This is a genomic window from Syntrophorhabdales bacterium (assembly GCA_035541455.1).
GTDB lineage: Bacteria > Desulfobacterota > Syntrophorhabdia > Syntrophorhabdales > WCHB1-27 > JADGQN01.
In genome coordinates, this window is the sequence record DATKNH010000148.1 from 1 (window position 1) to 16,624 (window position 16,624).

General features: G+C 53.1%; 15 protein-coding genes and 1 pseudogene. All 16 read left to right on the top strand.

Features of this window, described 5'->3' with window-relative positions; genetic code table 11:
* Window positions 1-935 (top strand): molybdopterin cofactor-binding domain-containing protein (locus VMT71_15940; protein ID HVN25463.1); only part of this gene is annotated, 935 nt, incomplete at its 5' end.
* Between the two features lie 434 nt (window positions 936-1,369).
* Window positions 1,370-1,795, top strand: a complete 426-nt coding sequence (locus VMT71_15945; protein HVN25464.1) for a TOBE domain-containing protein — start codon at window positions 1,370-1,372, stop codon at window positions 1,793-1,795.
* Between the two features lie 35 nt (window positions 1,796-1,830).
* A complete protein-coding gene (gene modD, locus VMT71_15950; protein ID HVN25465.1) occupies window positions 1,831-2,682 on the top strand; it encodes a ModD protein in 852 nt (283 codons plus the stop codon).
* A 25-nt stretch (window positions 2,683-2,707) separates the two neighbouring features.
* Window positions 2,708-3,445 carry a molybdate ABC transporter substrate-binding protein gene (gene modA, locus VMT71_15955; protein ID HVN25466.1) on the top strand — a complete coding sequence of 246 codons (738 nt, stop codon included), beginning with the start codon at window positions 2,708-2,710 and terminating at the stop codon, window positions 3,443-3,445.
* Between the two features lie 52 nt (window positions 3,446-3,497).
* Entirely contained in the window at window positions 3,498-4,250 is a 753-nt protein-coding gene (modA, locus tag VMT71_15960) for a molybdate ABC transporter substrate-binding protein (GenBank protein ID HVN25467.1), read from the top strand.
* Between the two features lie 21 nt (window positions 4,251-4,271).
* The gene (gene modB / locus VMT71_15965) at window positions 4,272-4,958 is read left to right on the top strand and encodes a molybdate ABC transporter permease subunit (GenBank protein ID HVN25468.1); all 687 of its coding nucleotides are present in this window, start codon (window positions 4,272-4,274) and stop codon (window positions 4,956-4,958) included.
* A gap of 1 nt (window position 4,959) precedes the next feature.
* Window positions 4,960-5,427 (top strand): annotated as a pseudogene (locus tag VMT71_15970) (ATP-binding cassette domain-containing protein).
* 9 nt (window positions 5,428-5,436) lie between these two features.
* Window positions 5,437-6,015 carry a TOBE domain-containing protein gene (locus tag VMT71_15975; protein HVN25469.1) on the top strand — a complete coding sequence of 193 codons (579 nt, stop codon included), beginning with the start codon at window positions 5,437-5,439 and terminating at the stop codon, window positions 6,013-6,015.
* A 106-nt stretch (window positions 6,016-6,121) separates the two neighbouring features.
* Window positions 6,122-6,910, top strand: coding sequence for an HDOD domain-containing protein (locus VMT71_15980; protein HVN25470.1), 789 nt, complete (start codon window positions 6,122-6,124; stop codon window positions 6,908-6,910).
* Entirely contained in the window at window positions 6,907-8,895 is a 1,989-nt protein-coding gene (locus tag VMT71_15985) for an ATP-binding protein (protein HVN25471.1), read from the top strand. The genes VMT71_15980 and VMT71_15985 overlap by 4 nt, the downstream gene beginning before the upstream one ends.
* A gap of 129 nt (window positions 8,896-9,024) precedes the next feature.
* The gene (locus VMT71_15990; GenBank protein ID HVN25472.1) at window positions 9,025-9,459 is read left to right on the top strand and encodes a DUF296 domain-containing protein; all 435 of its coding nucleotides are present in this window, start codon (window positions 9,025-9,027) and stop codon (window positions 9,457-9,459) included.
* 279 nt (window positions 9,460-9,738) lie between these two features.
* The gene (locus tag VMT71_15995) at window positions 9,739-9,978 is read left to right on the top strand and encodes a ferredoxin family protein (protein HVN25473.1); all 240 of its coding nucleotides are present in this window, start codon (window positions 9,739-9,741) and stop codon (window positions 9,976-9,978) included.
* On the top strand, window positions 9,975-11,720 hold the full coding sequence (locus VMT71_16000; protein HVN25474.1) for an FAD-binding protein: 1,746 nt from the start codon (window positions 9,975-9,977) through the stop codon (window positions 11,718-11,720). The genes VMT71_15995 and VMT71_16000 overlap by 4 nt, the downstream gene beginning before the upstream one ends.
* A gap of 79 nt (window positions 11,721-11,799) precedes the next feature.
* The gene (locus VMT71_16005) at window positions 11,800-12,822 is read left to right on the top strand and encodes a tripartite tricarboxylate transporter substrate-binding protein (GenBank protein ID HVN25475.1); all 1,023 of its coding nucleotides are present in this window, start codon (window positions 11,800-11,802) and stop codon (window positions 12,820-12,822) included.
* Between the two features lie 122 nt (window positions 12,823-12,944).
* Window positions 12,945-14,981: a tripartite tricarboxylate transporter permease gene (locus VMT71_16010; GenBank protein ID HVN25476.1), complete on the top strand. Its 2,037-nt coding sequence runs from the start codon at window positions 12,945-12,947 to the stop codon at window positions 14,979-14,981.
* Window positions 14,982-15,361: 380 nt separating this feature from the next.
* Window positions 15,362-16,624, top strand: a 1,263-nt coding sequence (ilvB, locus tag VMT71_16015; GenBank protein HVN25477.1) for a biosynthetic-type acetolactate synthase large subunit, incomplete at its 3' end; no start/stop codon positions are given.

Genomic DNA, 16,624 nt, shown 5'->3' on the forward strand with positions numbered 1-16,624 from the left:
CAGCGCTCATCAAGGTGAATGATGACGGGTCCGCCGCAACGCTTTACACGGGCGCGGCAGACATCGGGCAGGGATCGGATACGGTGCTCTGCCAGATGGCAGCAGAAGCAATGGGATTCAGGTACGAGAATATGACGGTTATCTCTGCCGATACAGAAAGAACGCCCCATGATTTCGGTGCTTATTCCAGCCGTCAGACGCTTATGGCAGGCACAGCGGTCAAGAGGGCAGGCGAGATGATCAAGAAGCAGATCCTGGAAACCGCCGGGCAGATGATGGAAGTTAATCCTGCTGAATTGGACTGCAGAGACGCTATGGTCTTTCTGAAGAATAACCCGGCTATCGCGCGAACCTTTTCGGAGGTGGCCCGGGAGCATTTCGTCAAAAAGGGGCTTCTCGTAGGGCACGGCTCTTATTCGCCGCCGAAGCTCGGTGGTCGCTTTAAAGGCGCAGCGGTCGGGACATCACCGGCGTATAGCTTCTCCACTCAGGTTATTGAGCTGGAGGTAGATGAGGAGACGGGCGAGATATCGCTGCATGGCGCCTGGGATGTGCACGATTCCGGCACTGTGATAAATCCCGCTCTCGTTGAGGGGCAGGTGCATGGCGGGCTTTACATGGGTATAGGAGAAGCCATCTGGGAGGAGGTACGGTTCGATGAAAAGGGGCGCGTCCTGAATCCCAACCTCGCCGAGTACAGATTGCCCACCACGCTCGATATACCCATGCTTAATTCACTGATAGTGGAAAGTTCGGACCCTGCCGGACCGTGGGGAGTGAAGGAGGTTGGCGAAGGATCGAGTGTGCCGACCGAAGGCTGTGTGGCCAACGCGATTTTCGATGCCACAGGCGTATACATCGACAGTCTTCCTTTCACGTACGAAAAGGTATGGCGTGCGATAAAACAGAAGAAACACCAGACAGAAAAAGAATGAACAACACAACGCAGCAACCGGTTGACTCGGTGCGATGAAGTGACGTCTTCCGATACTTCAGTTACAGGAGGAAGTGTAAAAACTATTGCTTGGATAAATGCTTAAATCCACACGCCCCGACCCAGCAGCACAAGTCCTCTCTTAATATGAGAACCATGGGTTGATAGAAATCAACGATAGAAATTGACAAGACCCGTCTGCATCCCGTGGTCCTCAAGGACCGCTCCGATCAATTGTTGAAAGAGGTTCAGTGAAGAGTGTTTGCAAGAAAAAACGTGACTACCGTGGTGCGCTTACTCAAGCGGAAGGCCTTGACTAGCGTTATATATTGTAGTATATAACATCGTGGTCCGATGGCGCATTCGGTGCCTGACGCTTCGCAGCCGAGACTAGAAATTGCCTGACGGGAGAGTCCGAAGTAAAGGGGGTAACTCATGAAACTAAGCGCACGAAACGTGTTCTGGGGCGTTGTAGCAAAAATCAAGAGAGGTGCGGTCAATAGTGAAGTGGTGATCAACCTGGAAAGCGGGACCGAAGTGACTGCGATCATTACGAACGGTGCGGTTGCAAACCTCGGTCTCAAGGAAGGGATGGCAGCCTGTGCGGTAATCAAAGCAACGTACGTGATCGTAGGCACCAACCTTGAAGGCGCCAAGCTGAGCACCCGTAATGTCATGAAAGGCAAAGTTGTCAAAGTAGTCGAAGGACCGGTGAGTACCGAAGTGGACATCGACGTGGGATCAGGAAACGTGATCACCGCGGTCATCACCCTCGGCAGCGCCAGGAGTCTGGGATTGAAAAAGGGCGGCGAAGCGTACGCTCTTTTCAAGGCATCGAGCGTTATCGTAGGCGTGAAATAGCACCGCACTACAGACAAATTCGTACACAGGTTCCGATGCTTCACTATGTTCCTGATTCCGACATTGAGTATTTCATCCAGGAAGATGCTCCTTACGGCGACCTGACTACACACCTTCTTGGCATCGGAGGGAAACCGGGGAGGATACTGTTTACGACCCGCGAAGAGACAACGCTATGCTGCACGGAAGAGGCGGCGCGCCTTTTGGAGAAGCTGGGCGGCAGGGTGACCCGTGCGTTGCCGAGTGGAACGCTCGTGGCCGCCGGCACGGAATTCATGGAGGCCGAGGGATCGGCTGAGGTCTTACACTCAGGATGGAAGGTGGCCCTCAATATCCTTGAGTACGCCTCAGGCGTTGCAAGCCGTACGGCGCGCATTGTTAAGGCTGCGCGAGCGGTCAACCCGGAAATAACGGTGGTAACCACGCGTAAATCTTTTCCCGGCACAAAAAAGATCGTGATCAAGGCCATCATGGCCGGTGGAGCGCTTCCGCATCGATTGGGGCTTTCAGAGACGATCCTCGTGTTCAAACAGCACACCGCGTTTATGGGCGGCCTCGAAACATTTCTAAAGACGATTCCGAACCTGCGCACCAAAGCTAAAGAGACCAAGATACTCGTAGAGGCCCAGAGTGCTGCCGAAGCAGTGCAGATAGCCGGACATGGTGTTGATGTGGTACAGCTGGACAAGTTGAAAACCGGTGAATTAGCCGCGGTGGTGAGAGAAGTGAGAGTGACTGCCCCGGCCGTCAAGGTATCGGCGGCAGGCGGCATTAACGAAAACAATGTTGCAGAATACGCAGCAACGGGAGTTGATGTCATTGTCCTGTCTTCGGTCTATTTCGGTAAACCCGCGGACATTGGCGTCTCTATGCTCCCTGTGCTCTGACCGATGCAGCATTCATGGAGAGTGCATGGTCAAGTTTCTTGTCGCATGTATTATGCTGGTTGCCTTCCCTCTTTGCTCCGGCGCCGGAGAAATAACCGTTGCGGGAGGCGCCGGATTGAAAGACGTGCTGAATGACCTCGGCGCGAGCTTCGTCCAGAGCAATCAATCTGTTACAATAATCAAAAGTATAGTCGTTTCCGGGGTCTTGGCCAGGCAGCTCGACAGCGGGGCCCAGATAGATATCGTGTTCACAGCCAATCGTGAATGGATGGACTACCTGAAAGAAAAAAAGCATGTGGATCCGGCTACCATCAGCCCTTTTGCCTATAACACAGTAGTCTTCGTCGGCAAGGGGCTGCGCCGTGTTTCACGTCTCGATGAATTGACGACGCTCAATCGGATAGCAGTGGGGAGCCCGAAAAGCGTGCCTGCCGGCGAATATGCCATTGAAGCGCTCAGGAATGCGGGGCTTGAGAAACAGCTGGAAGGAAAACTGGTTATGGCCAGGGACGTGCGCGAGTCTCTCTTGTACGCTGAAAGGGGAGAAGCGGATGGCGCCTTTGTCTACAGGACGGACGCGCTTCTTTCCAAAGAAGTAGATATCTGGTTCACCGTACCGCAGAATCTTTATTCAAGGGTTGTGTACATGTCGGCGCTCACGGTCTCGGGAGTAAAAAAGAAGGAGGCTGTTGACTTCTCGTCGTACCTGCACTCGGCGCAGGCCAAGCCCTTCCTACTGAAGTACGGCTTTGAAATCCAGTAGCAGGTGTTATGAAAAAGGATAGAGGCAAAAAAATGCAAGAGGAGAACGTATTATGAGAAACATGATTCGCAGTTTGATCCTGGTTCTGGCCGTTCTTGCGCTGATTGCCGTGTCTGCCCGCGCGGCCGACATCAATCTCTCCGTAGCCGCAAGCTTACGGGACGCTGTAACCGAACTGTGTGATATTTTTGCGAAAAAGACACCCGATGTCAAGTTCCTGAACAACTTCGGCGCGTCGGGCGCACTGGCCAAACAGATCGAGAACGGTGCTCCTGCCGATCTCTTTTTCTCAGCCAACACGGAGTGGATGGAGTACCTGAAGGAGAAAAAATTTGTTGACGAGAAGAATATCACCATTTTCGTGTATAATGCGTTGGTGTTCGTTGGTAAACCGGACCTTAAGGTAAGCAGGCTGGAGGATGTAGCTAGGCTAAATAAGATCGCCATCGGCAGTCCAAAGAGCGTACCAGCGGGAGATTATGCGATGCAGGCATTGAAGAAGGCTGGCATAGAAAAACAGCTTGAGAGCAAACTGGTTATGGCAAGGGACGTGCGCGAGTGTCTTCTCTATGCAGATCGTGGCGAAGTGGACGGCGCCTTTGTCTACAAGACCGATGCTGAGGAAATGGCCAAGAACGTGAAAATCCTCTTCACCGTTCCTCAGGATCTCTACCCCCGGGTGACCTACCCTATGGGGTTGACCGTGGCCGGTTCGAAGAAAGTCGAAGCAGTCGCATTTTTCAAGTTCCTTCAGTCGGCAGAGGCAAAGGCAGTCCTTACAAGACATGGATTCCCATTAAAGTAAAAAAGGAATACGGAAGCAATCATGTTCGGTTTTACCCCTGCCGATTACTCGGCAATGTATCTTTCGCTCAAGGTGGCGGTTACGGCGACCCTGCTCTCGCTGCCTTTTGGTTTTGCGGTGGCCTACGTAATGACCTACCGCCGCTTCCGCGGAAGGATTATTGTTGATGTGGCTGTCAATCTTCCCTTAACCCTGCCCCCGGTGGTGATCGGTTTTCTCCTGCTCATTCTGCTGGGACACAACGGGCCGATCGGGAGGTGGGTGCTCCAGCCACTCGGCATCAAGCTGATCTTTACCTGGAAGGCGGCAGTGATCGCTACGGCGGTGGTCGGGTTTCCTCTCATGGTTAGATCGATGCGGACTTCCATGGAGGCAATCGATGGCAGGCTTGTCCAGGTCTCCCGCCTCTTGGGTGCGAGGATGCTCGATCGTATCATTACGGTTATCCTGCCTCTTTCGGTCCGCGGGATCATCGCCGGCTCAGCGCTTATGTTCGCACGGGGGCTTGGTGAGTTCGGAGCTACGGTGATAGTGGCCGGTAATATACCCGGTGTGACGCAGACCATACCTCTCGCCATTTATGAATACGCCAGCTCTCCAAAGGGCGATATCATGGCGCTCAGTCTCTGCGCTGTGTCCATAGCTATCTCCGTTGTCGTTCTCGTGTTTCACGAGTGGCTCGGCAGGCGCATCGTGAGGGGTGATTAAGATGGAACTCAGCGTAAAAATAGAAAAACGATTCCCGAGCTTCTCCCTGGATGTGGATTTTACGGTCCAGGGAGAAAGGATCGGTATCTTCGGGCCTTCAGGAGGCGGCAAATCGACCCTGGTCGGCCTCATTGCCGGGCTTGTCAAGCCGGACAGGGGCTCCATCATGCTTGACGGAGAAACTCTCTTTGATGGCGGCAGGGGGTTAAATATGAGAACGGAAAACAGGCAGATGGGTATGGTGTTTCAGCGCCCCAGCCTGTTCCCCCACCTCAGCGTGAAAGGAAATCTTCTTTACGGCTACAAGCGTTGTGCATCAGGAAACCGCAAGATCGCTTTTGACGACGTGGTGGAAGTCCTGGAAATCAAAAACCTGCTGTGACGCGGTGTAAAACATCTCTCCGGAGGAGAGAAACAGCGCGTTGCAATCGGCCGGGCAGTGCTGGGCAACCCGCGCTTGCTGCTACTCGATGAGCCATTGTCAGCACTTGACGACACGTTGAAATTCCACATCGTTCCCTTCCTCAGGAACGCGTGTAAAGCATTCAGGATCCCCTATCTCTTCATTTCTCATTCACTGCTGGAAATGCGAATTATGACGGACAGCATCCTCCACCTTGCCGGCGGACGGGTAGTGGAGCAGACCACGGCGGAAGATCTCGTGCGTAAGCGGATGGGACAAAGCATGGCCGGCTACATGAATCTCCTCCGGCTTTCCGAGCCGCGTCAGGTGGACGCGCTTTACGCCTACACCTGGGGTGACGGACAGTTGCTTACCACTGTCGGCGACAATCGGCCTGAAGGCCTCTTCGAGTTGTCATCAACGGACATCATGCTCTTCAAGAGTCATCCTGAGGCGATCAGCGCTCGCAATCTGCTCAAGTGCACGGTGGTCAACGTCTTCGATGCCGGCAATAGAATCGGTGTTGACCTGGACTGCGGCGGCGGTCGTCTCGTGGCGGAAATAATCAAGCAGGCAGCCGAGGAGTTGGGCATAGCCGCAGGAACAGAACTCTACGCTGCAATAAAGGCTAACGCATTCAGAAGAGTGGGTTAAGCGGCGAGCGGCTGCTGCACCTCCAGAACGACGAATTACTTAACCTTTTCCCCTCCCGTTCGACAATATATATAGGTAAATGCATACGCAAACCATCAGGGAAGAATTGCTGACGAAGGCCAAGACGCTCAGGGTGCTTCCAACCTTGAGCACTATCGTGGATCGGGTCTTCGAGGTACTTAATGACAAGAACGTTTCCTTCCGGGAACTGGTCGATATTGTGCGGTACGATCAGGCCATGTCCTCAAAAATCATCAGCATTGCAAACTCTGCCTATTACAGCAGAGGGGTGAAAATCATGAGCCTGCAGCGGGCCATGATCATTATAGGGCTTGAGGAACTGAAGTATATCGTCACCTGCCTTGTCTTCCTGGAAGGTATACTCCGTAAACTCGCCTTGCGGGACGAGGATCTGATGGACCTGTGGAAGCATTCGGTGTACGTTGCGTACACTGCTAAAGTGCTTTCCACAAATACTCTCGTCGAGGAGCCGGAGAAGGTATTTACGCTGGCCCTGGTGCACGATATCGGCAAGGTGATTCTTTACATGTACCTCGACGATTACCGGCACTTGATCAATGGTTGTAATGGCATACGAAGGGACTTGTGCAGCGAGGAACGATCAAGATTCGGCATAGACCACCAGGAGATAGGTTATTACCTGTCGATGAAATGGAGGTTTCCGTCGGAATTTGGAGATGTAATCAGGTATCACCACGACAACACACCGGTGGGAGAATCTGAATCGCTTCTTGGCATGATACGAACGGCAGACGTCTTCGCGCATTTTCCTGATGCTGATCTCGGGATGGACGGATTGGTCCTTAACCGCGAAAAGCCCAGGATCGATAAAGAAACGGAACGCATACTAGAGCTTCTTGGATCGGCACCATGAAAAAGAATAAATTCAACCCTGACTCAATGCTTTTCCAGTGGAATTTCTACGAGAGGACGATTGCCAATTATTCCATCATCATGAAGATCTTCCAGTATGTGGAAGACGGCGAAAGCCTGATCGGCTACATGCCCAAAGTCTTCGTGGAAGAGACAGAGTTTGATATGTGCCAGATACTGCGGAGAGAAGACCTGCTGGAGGGCTTTTTTACGATTGACGATTCCCTGAAAAGCCTTTCCCTTCAGGAAATAGAGCGATTGAACAGGGGGCTCTTTTCTCCCTGCCTGCTGAACGGTGTCTCAGACTACGGAACGCTCTATATCTACCCGTTGGTGCAGGATGTTGATGTGTTCGGGTATCTGATCCTTGGCAAGAAAGAGACCGTCCAGTTCGATGATCACGTACTGCGGGAGCTTGAACTCCTGTGCCAGGTACTGAATAAATCGATGCTCCTGAATAGTTCGATGCGTCGTCTGAGGGCGCTGGACGAGTTGCGCCTGCACGATCTCGACTCAAGACTTGTCGTGACCAAAACGCTTCTCAATGCCGTTATCGACCAGTTCCCTGATGCGCTCCTGCTCGTAGACAGAAGCGGCCGTATCTCCTTTGCGAATAGAAAGGCGAGGAAGAATTTTGATGAAAGAAAAGCGCTTCTTGTCGGGGAGAAGATAGAAAATCTGATTTCCGGAATAGATAGGGATTCCTTGGACAAAGATCTCGTACTCCACGGAAATATTGAGTATCGGACGGGTGACGGACTCAAGTTCTTTGAGCTGGATAGCTATCCGGTCAAGGACGAAGCAGGAGTAGTGGTTTTCAAGAGCATTGTGCTGAAAGATGTCATGGACGAGAAGCTTCTGGAAGAAGAAGACAACCACAGGAACAAAATGGAGAGCATAGGTAAACTCGCCGGGGGGATAGCACATGACTATAACAACCTCCTCACGGGCGTACTCGGTTACGCGTCCCTGATGAAGAAGTTTGTGAGCGAGGATAAGAAGCTCTCCCGCTACGTTGAAGTGATTGAAAGCTCTGCCCGTCGCGCGGCGAAAGTGACGGAACACCTGCTCAATTTCTCCAGACGGCAAAGACGACCCAACGGCATCGTAGACATAAACATGATTATCAATGATGTACTTTTTCTGCTCGGCGAAAGCTTCCGGGGCCTTGAGATAGTCAAAGATCTGGACCCGTTGCTTCCTCCTGTCGTGGGGAATGAGGGTGATCTGCAGCACGCACTTTTGAATCTGTGCGTGAACGCGCGAGACGCCATGACTGAGGGCGGAATACTAACGGTACGGTCCAGACGGAAGAAACAGCAAGGCAGCAAAGATTGTATCATGATTGAAATAGAAGACAACGGGGCTGGTATTGATGAGGATATCAGACGCAAGCTTTTTGAGCCTTTCCTGACCACAAAGAAGAACGGCAGCAGATTAGGCATGGGGCTCTATATGGTTGACAGGTGCGTGCGGAACCATGGCGGCTTTATCGAGCTCGAGAGCGAGCCCAGGCAAGGAACCTGTTTCAGGATATACGTGCCGGTCGACACAGGCAAAAAGGAACTTGCACAGCCTGGACCTGAAACAGTGCCCCCAACGCAGAGTGGCACAGTACTCGTGGCGGAGGACGAGGAGACAATCCGGGAACTGGCGGGAGGGATCCTGGAGCGGGAGGGATTAAGAGTTTTGCACGCGGCTGATGGGCTGAAAGCCGTGGAATTGCTGCAGCACAAACCGATTGATCTTGTTATCCTCGATATGATGTTGCCCAAACTTAAAGGTGAGGGAGTACTGAAGCGTCTCAAGGAACTGGGTATTGACACGAAAGTCGTTGTTTCCAGCGGATTCATGAACGAGAGCCGACGGGAAAAACTGAAGGACATGGGGATAGACGCTTTTCTGGACAAACCATACCGCGAATCGGATCTGCTCGGGCTGGTACGTAAACTTCTTGCCGAGTCAGACAAGTCTCCAACAAACTAGAAAAAACCTATATTTCTTTAGTAGCGTGTCTCAGTATCGTGCCTCACGTATAGTCACAATCTACGTAACGTGATATCATAGTTCTGCATGTAAGCCCGAGGTTTTTACCGGCAGGAGGTGGATCGCGTTATGAAATATCAGGTTGGCGGAGTGGGAAGGTGCCTAGTGGCAAGGCTTGAGGACGGTGAACCGATCCTCGACACCCTTATAGCGATAGCAAAGAGCGAAGAGATTAGGGCAGCGGTTGTCTACCTTGTCGGTGGCGTGACCGAGGCTACCATCGTGGTAGGACCTGACAAAGATGAACTCCCCCCGAATCCTGTGTGGCGAACGCTTACAGAGAGTCACGAGGCTGCAGCTATCGGCACAATATTCTGGGAAGGTAATGAACCCAGGATCCATCTTCACGGTTCGTACGGTAAACGTGATGCGGTAAAAGTGGGCTGTCTCAGAGAGCAAGGGAACGCCTTCCTCGTTCTGGAAGCTATAATCCTCGAGATCACAGGAGTGAAGGCAAGGCGGGAGTTGGATCCCAAGTCGAACATGGTGCTCCTCAAGCTCTAACAACGATTTACCTTCAAGCGCACACCGGCGTTGCCCTTACAGGATGCTGCGCTATTGCTGCGTCTTGTAATTCAAATTCGAATATCAAATATTCTAAACAAAGTTCCGCGCATTTTTTTGGTTTTGGATTTTGGTCATTCGGTATTGTTTAGGATTTCGACATTAGGATTTAGGATTTGCACTCGCAGCATTGCTTTTCAGCCGCTGTGAGCCCCACATTCTCCTTGACTACACTGTCCTTGATATTCTAGCATCTTACGTCGAGAAAGACCCCGAAGTATGATTCGTAGTATAAATCGCGACGTATGCATCGGATGCACCATTTGCGCGGAGTTCTGCCCTGGTGATGTCATCGAGATGGACCACTCGGGTAAAGCACACATCGCCTATCCTATGGATTGCTGGACCTGCTTCAGTTGTGAAACTGCCTGCCCGGTCAAAGCGATTGACGTGCACCCTTTCAGAAAAGTCAAACCCATGGCGTGGCCGATCTCTTCGGCAGGAAAGAAGCCGGCATGAAGAGAGAACTGCCTGCATGGAACGTACTCCAATCAGACGTACTTATTGTGGGTGGAGGCTTCGGGGGCCTCTGGGCAGCGCTGAGGGCTTCGGCGTGTGGTTCATCGGTCGTCCTTGTGGACAAGTCCTTTGCGGGAAAGTCGGGACACTCTTTTTTTGCTTCGGGTGCCAGGATGGTGCTCCTTCCTGAAGACAATGTGGATGAATATGTCCGTCAGATAGCGCTGGGCAACGAATGGCTTGTTGAACAGGACATGGTGCGTGCGGTCTTTGAGGGCTCGTACGCGAGGCTCAAAGACCTGGAATCCTTCGGGCTGATGTTTCGCAAGAAGAATGGTTCATACACCTCTACCAAGGCCCGTGGAACGCAAAGCGTGAGAAACCTGTGGCTTGAGAACGCGACCGCTGCTGACGAAGTGACAATTCTGAGAAAACTGGCAATATCGAGGGGCGCACAATTTGTTGATCACGTGTGCATATACGATCTGGTCAAAGATGAGGATAATGGCGTAACAGGGGCTGTTGGTATAGGCGTGAAGGATTCGCGCAACTACCTGTTCAGGGCCGGAAGCGTGATTGTGGCGACCAACTCGGGAAGCTACCGGGGTCACCATCTCGCGTGCGAACTGCAGGGTACAGGTCCCTTCATGGCGTACAATACAGGGGCTCGTATCAAAAACCCGGAATTTCATTACATCAATATACGTCCGGTGAGGCATGAGTTGGAGGGTTCAGGGATACTGCCTGCCATGGGCGCGCGCTGGGTGAATGGCAGCGGTGCGTACTTTATGGAGAGGTACGACCCGGAACTCAGAGACCGGGCCCCATCTTCCAGGATAGTCATGGCCGCCGCAAAGGAGGCCCTAAAGGGTAATGTACCGATAACGATCGATGTGAAATCCATGGCAGATGAAGAGCGTGAGAGGTTCCGAGTGCTGATGGTCAGTCATGGATGGCAGCCGATTCTAAGGGAAAAATGCCGGCGGGAAAAAGGCTACGACATACTGAACGATAACATCGAGTGGCAACCGGCGTATGAATCGAACAAGCTTGGCATCGATGCGGATTGCGCGTGCAAAACCTCTCTGAGAGGACTTTTTGCCGCGGGCATGGCCAGAACACTCGGCATTAATCCGTTCACGGGTTGGTCGATTGCTGCGTGCACATGGTCCGGGTACACCGCTGGAGAAAGTGCCGCACGCCATGCCATGGAAGAGAACGAGAACAAGGGAGGGCGCAGGGTTGATTTTGGTTCCGCGCAGGCCAGTCATGAATTATTCTTTCAACCGCTGCGGGTGGGGTCCGGCGTTGAGCCTGACGAGTTGGTGCGCAGACTGCAGGAAATACTTTTTCCTGCCGATGTGCTCATCATCATGACTGAGTCGAAACTGAAAGCCGCGTTGGATGAGGTGTTAATGCTGAAATCAGGGCAGCTTTCTCAGTTGAGGGCTCAAGGGACGAGGGGTCTCATCAAGGCGCGAGAGACGCAGACCATGATATTGTCAGCGGAGATGACGCTGAGAGCCGCGTTGATGAGAAAAGAGACGCGGGAAAACATATTCTACCGGGAGGATTTCCCTGCTCCCGATGACTCGAATTGGTTGAAGTGGATAATCGCAGAGAAGGGAAAGGACGGGGAGATCAGTTATTCGACCCGGGAGATCCCCTTTGAGACGTACAGATTTAAACCCGAATTGAGAGCGCGCGTGCAGACAAATTGCGCTGGCCAGTTTGTAAAGTAGGTATTGTCGAAAGATTTATGGAAGACGCGAAGCCAGAGCGGATTCTGACAATACCTCAAATTAATAGAGGAGGGACGTTATGAAGCGACTCATGGTTTTGGTAGCAGCAGTGGTGCTGCTGGGATTTGTGTGCGCCACTTCGGACGCTGCGGCTCCGTTTTACCAGGGCAAGACCTTGCGGGTGACCGTAGGGTTTTCAGCCGGAGGAGGTTTCGATCTCTGGGCACGAGTGGTTGCCCGTCATCTGGGGAAACACATTCCAGGCAATCCCACAGTCATCGTGGAGAACATTACAGGAGCAGGAGGCCTCATCCAGGTTAACCAGCTTTTCAAAGCGACCAAGCCTGACGGGTTGACCCTCGGTCACATCAACGGCGGACTTATCCTCGGGCAGATGATGGATCAGCCGGGATATGATTTTGACCCAAACAAGTTTATTTACATCGGCGCTGCCAACAAAGAGAATGCCGTGTTTGTCTTCGGCAAGAAGAGCGGCATCACCTCGGCAGAAAAGTGGCGGACCTCGCCCACCCCGGTGAAGATTGGCGGCCTCGTGCCGGGGAATTTCGTGGATAATATGGACCGTTTGATGAAGGATGTGCTCGGTTTTCCCACGCAGATAATCACCGGTTACAAAGGTACCGCAGACATACTGATTGCGACGGACAGCGGTGAACTCGCAGGCGGACCCCCTTCATGGGACAACGTGAAGACGAACAGAAAAAGGGCCCTGGAAGTTGGCGACATGATTGTTGTCATCCAGTGCACAGCCAAACCCCTCAAGGAACTGCCGAACGTTCCTAAAATTGTTGACTTCGCAAAAACCGACGAGCAGAAAAAGCTCGTCCAGATCGCGGCTGTTTACGCGAATGACTATTCGAGACCCTTTGCAGTGCCGCCCGGAACGCCGAAAGAGCGCGTCGACATACTGCGCAAAGCTTTCCAGGAGACGATGAAAGATGCGGAGTTCCTGGCCGAGGTCGAGAAGATGCAGATGACACTTGACTATACTTCCGGCGAAGACATGGCGAACGCAGTAGTCAACTCAGCCAAAATTGACGCTGCAACAAAGGCAAAGCTGAAAGACATTCTCTTTAAGTAGAGGAGTGGAAGCGACGAACCGAGGAAGCGAGGAAGCGGTAAAGCAGAAGTGCGAGAAGTGACCGGATGAAGTTATTGTAGTTCCGCATCATCGCTTCTTCGCTTCATCCAGGGGGTAAAGTAATGCTCGAAACAGCGCAGTGTTTCTTTGCTGGCTTAACACAGATATTCACAATGACGACGTTCAGCCTCATGCTGCTGGGCATCGCCATTGGGTTTGCCGTGGGCATATTGCCTGGGCTCGGAGGTCCCACGGCCATGGCCTTGATGCTGCCTTTTGTTGTGAAGATGACTCCTGTCGAAGCCTTTGCATTCCTGCTGGGTATGGCGTGCGTCGTCAATACTACGGGCGATATCACGTCAGTGCTCTTCGGCATACCGGGTGAGCCAACGACAGCCGCCACGATAGTCGACGGTCACCCCATGGCCAAGAAGGGACAGGCCGGGCGCGCGCTGGGCGCAGTGCTGATGGCAGCGTTGATCGGCTCCATTTTTGGCGCATTCATGCTTGCGATCGCCGTTCCTGTTGTGCGGCCTATTGTGCTTTCCTTCGGAAGCCCTGAGTTCTTCATGGTCGCTCTTCTCGGCATCACGTTCGTCGCCTCGCTTTCCGGCTCCGACGTAATAAAAGGTCTGCTGTGCGGGGGGCTCGGTCTTTTTGTTGCCACAGTGGGTTTAGACCCGGTCTCTGGTATTCAGCGCTTCACGTTCGGTCAGACATTTCTCTGGGATGGCATAGGACTCGTTCCCATTACCATAGGATTCTTCGCCATCCCTGAAATTATCGATCTAGCCGTGTCGGGCTCGAGCATTTCCGGCGGTAAGACCGGATCATTGGGCGGGGTGCTTGACGGTGTGCGCGACGTGTTCCGACATGTCTTCCTGGTCCTCCGTTGCGCGGCCATCGGCACATTCTGCGCAATCATACCAGGAATGGGAGGCGCCACGACGCAGTGGCTCTCTTACGCGCATGCAGTGCAGAGCTCGCCCAACCAGGAACGTTTTGGCAAGGGGGCTATAGAGGGAGTCCTTGGTCCGGGTGCATCCAATAACTCAACGCTGGGAGGAAGCCTTATCACAACGGTTTCCTTCGGTATCCCCGCGAGCGTCTTCATGGCGATTCTCATGGGTGCTTTTATCATGCACGGGGTTGTTCCGGGGCCTGATATGCTGCGCCCCGAAGCAAAGGGAGGACACCTCGGCCTCACCTACTCCTTTGTCTGGATAACGGTCATCTCAAACCTGATCACCGTGGGCATGATCTTCCTTTTCCTGAAGTGGCTGGTGAAAGTGACACAGGTACGGGGGAGTCTTCTTATTCCGTTTATACTTATGCTCATCTACCTCGGCGCGTTCGCTGAAAAGAATGCATTCCCTGATCTGATCCTGGTGCTCATCTTCGGTGTGTTCGGCTGGGTGCTGGAGAAATTGCGGTGGCCTCGGCCACCCCTGATACTCGGGCTTGTCCTGGGCGGCCTCGCGGAAAGCAGGCTGTTCCTGTCTATCGGCAACTATGGCCTCGCATGGATATGGCGTCCTACGGTAATGGTCCTCATAGGTCTTACCCTGGCCGGTGCGTTTTATCCGGCGATCAAGGGGAGGTTGCAGAAAAGAAAGTTGCGCATGGCGGGCTCAGGCGGCGAAAGTACTGCAGAGCCGGTCAAGGAGAAGAAGAAGGTCGACAAATGGTCAATGATTTTTGCTCTTTTCCTTATCTTTGTTCTAGCACTCGCACTCTTTCAGAGCAGAAAATTTAATTTCAGAGCCGGGCTCTTTCCCTGGGCTATCGGGTTCCCGCTTCTTGCGCTTGCGATTGCACAGTTCGGGAGAGAGATGTTGGGTAAGGCCCAAGGCCGTCCACTGGGGAAAGCTGCTGAGGATGAGGAACCCGAGGTGCCGAGAGATGTTGCTAACCGCCGCACTGCCGGCATGTTCGGCTGGATCCTCGCATACTTCTTGGCCATCTGGATTCTCGGTTTTCCCATAGGTGGCGCGCTCTGCAGCTTTATTCAGCTGAAGTTCGCGTCCCGGGAAAAGTGGCTGATCACGATATTGCTGACCGTAGGCCTGTGGGCTTTCATCTATCTTCTTTTTCAGCAGGCGCTCCATGTCCCCTTTCCGGATGGCTACCTTTTTGAACTGCTGGGATGGGTGGAATAGGAAAAGACAGACTTCAGACTTGAGACACTGGACCTCAGACCTCAGACTTGAGACGCAAAGCCGAGAGTATGTGGCGTGAGGCTGGGAAGTTGTTTGGGTTTAATTTTTAAAGTCTGATGTCTAAGAATTCAGTTGACAGACGGGGCTCTTATGCATGTATACTATCGGTGCGATAAACAATCTAGCGAGGATTTTGTGATCAACCAGGTGGCGCTGAACAACATCAGCCTTTCTCTCGTAGTCGTTCTTGTACTTTCGACGAGCGGGTCTGCGCCGCCCTAGGGCTGACATGTGTCATTAAAGCCCCTGCCGGTGCAGAACCGGCAGGGGCTTTTTATTTGGGTGCGCCAGCCAGGCGCACAATCCATTGGAGGTGTGTGATGGGGTACTGTGGGGCGGAAATTATTGTGAAACTCCTGGAACGCTACGGTGTAACGGTTGTTGCGGGTATCCCCGGCGGAGCCAATCTCCCTCTCTATAGTGCACTCCACGGAAGCAATATACGCCATGTGCTGGCACGCCATGAACAGGGCGCCGGTTTTATTGCTCATGGCATGGCGCGCTCCACGGGAAAGCCTGCGGTATGCTTTGCTACATCGGGCCCCGGGGCTACGAACCTGCTTACCGCAATCGCTGACGCGAAACTCGATTCAGTGCCGCTCATTGCTATTACCGGGCAGGTGCCGTCAGGTATGATCGGCACTGATGCCTTTCAAGAGGTTGATACCTACGGCATGACCATGCACATCACCAAACATAATTTCATGGTCAAAAGCGCAGAAGAACTTCTTTCGGTAGTACCGGAAGCCTTCTCCCTCGCGGCATCGGGCCGTCCCGGGCCGGTCCTTATCGATGTCCCCAAGGACGTTCAGATCGAGGAGATCGAGTTGGGTGAGCTGCCTGATGTGAGGCTTTCAGGGCCTTCCCTCCCGGACTCCTCTCTGATCGAACGTGCAGCCCTGATGATCGAGGAGTCGAAAAGACCCGTGTTCTATGCCGGGGGTGGTATTATCAGTTCCGGATGCCACGAAGAGCTGATCTCGCTTTCGAGGAAAAACTCTATTCCTGTCGCGTTGACGCTCATGGGTCTTGGCGCGTTTCCCCCGGATGACCCGCTCTATCTCGGGATGCTCGGCATGCACGGCGCACCTTTCACAAACATTACGCTGGATGAAGCAGACCTTGTCCTCGCGCTCGGCGCACGTTTCGACGACAGGGCTGTTGGTAATGCACGCAAATTCTGTACGGAAGCCTCGATCATACACGTTGACGTGGACGAGGCGGAAATAAACAAAATAAGGCGAGCCGAGCTCTCGATTGTTGGGGATGCGGGTGAGGTGCTGCGAGCCTTGTTGCCCATTATTCGTAGGAACGAGCGACCTGAGTGGATGGAACGCATCGGTCAACTCAAGCAGCTGTGCTCAGTGAAGCAAGAGTCATCGGGCGATCCTTTTAAGCCTCGCAACCTGGTGAGAAGCATTGCGCGCGCATTGCCGGATGAGACCATTGTGACGACAGACGTGGGGCAACACCAGATGTGGATAGCTCAAGCGTATCCCTTTACAAAGCCGCGCAGGCTCTTGACGTCAGGTGGCCTGGGGACGATGGGCTTCGGCCTTCCTGCAGCTATAGGCGCGGCCCTG

What these genes read in the sequence shown, in the direction of transcription:
- VMT71_15945 (HVN25464.1), top strand. Translation starts at nt 1,370, where the DNA reads ATGAAACTAAGCGCACGAAACGTGTTCTGGGGCGTTGTAGCAAAAATC.
- modD (HVN25465.1), top strand. Translation starts at nt 1,831, where the DNA reads ATGCTTCACTATGTTCCTGATTCCGACATTGAGTATTTCATCCAGGAA.
- modA (HVN25466.1), top strand. Translation starts at nt 2,708, where the DNA reads ATGGTCAAGTTTCTTGTCGCATGTATTATGCTGGTTGCCTTCCCTCTT.
- modA (HVN25467.1), top strand. Translation starts at nt 3,498, where the DNA reads ATGAGAAACATGATTCGCAGTTTGATCCTGGTTCTGGCCGTTCTTGCG.
- modB (HVN25468.1), top strand. Translation starts at nt 4,272, where the DNA reads ATGTTCGGTTTTACCCCTGCCGATTACTCGGCAATGTATCTTTCGCTC.
- VMT71_15985 (HVN25471.1), top strand. Translation starts at nt 6,907, where the DNA reads ATGAAAAAGAATAAATTCAACCCTGACTCAATGCTTTTCCAGTGGAAT.
- VMT71_15990 (HVN25472.1), top strand. Translation starts at nt 9,025, where the DNA reads ATGAAATATCAGGTTGGCGGAGTGGGAAGGTGCCTAGTGGCAAGGCTT.
- VMT71_15995 (HVN25473.1), top strand. Translation starts at nt 9,739, where the DNA reads ATGATTCGTAGTATAAATCGCGACGTATGCATCGGATGCACCATTTGC.
- VMT71_16000 (HVN25474.1), top strand. Translation starts at nt 9,975, where the DNA reads ATGAAGAGAGAACTGCCTGCATGGAACGTACTCCAATCAGACGTACTT.
- VMT71_16005 (HVN25475.1), top strand. Translation starts at nt 11,800, where the DNA reads ATGAAGCGACTCATGGTTTTGGTAGCAGCAGTGGTGCTGCTGGGATTT.
- VMT71_16010 (HVN25476.1), top strand. Translation starts at nt 12,945, where the DNA reads ATGCTCGAAACAGCGCAGTGTTTCTTTGCTGGCTTAACACAGATATTC.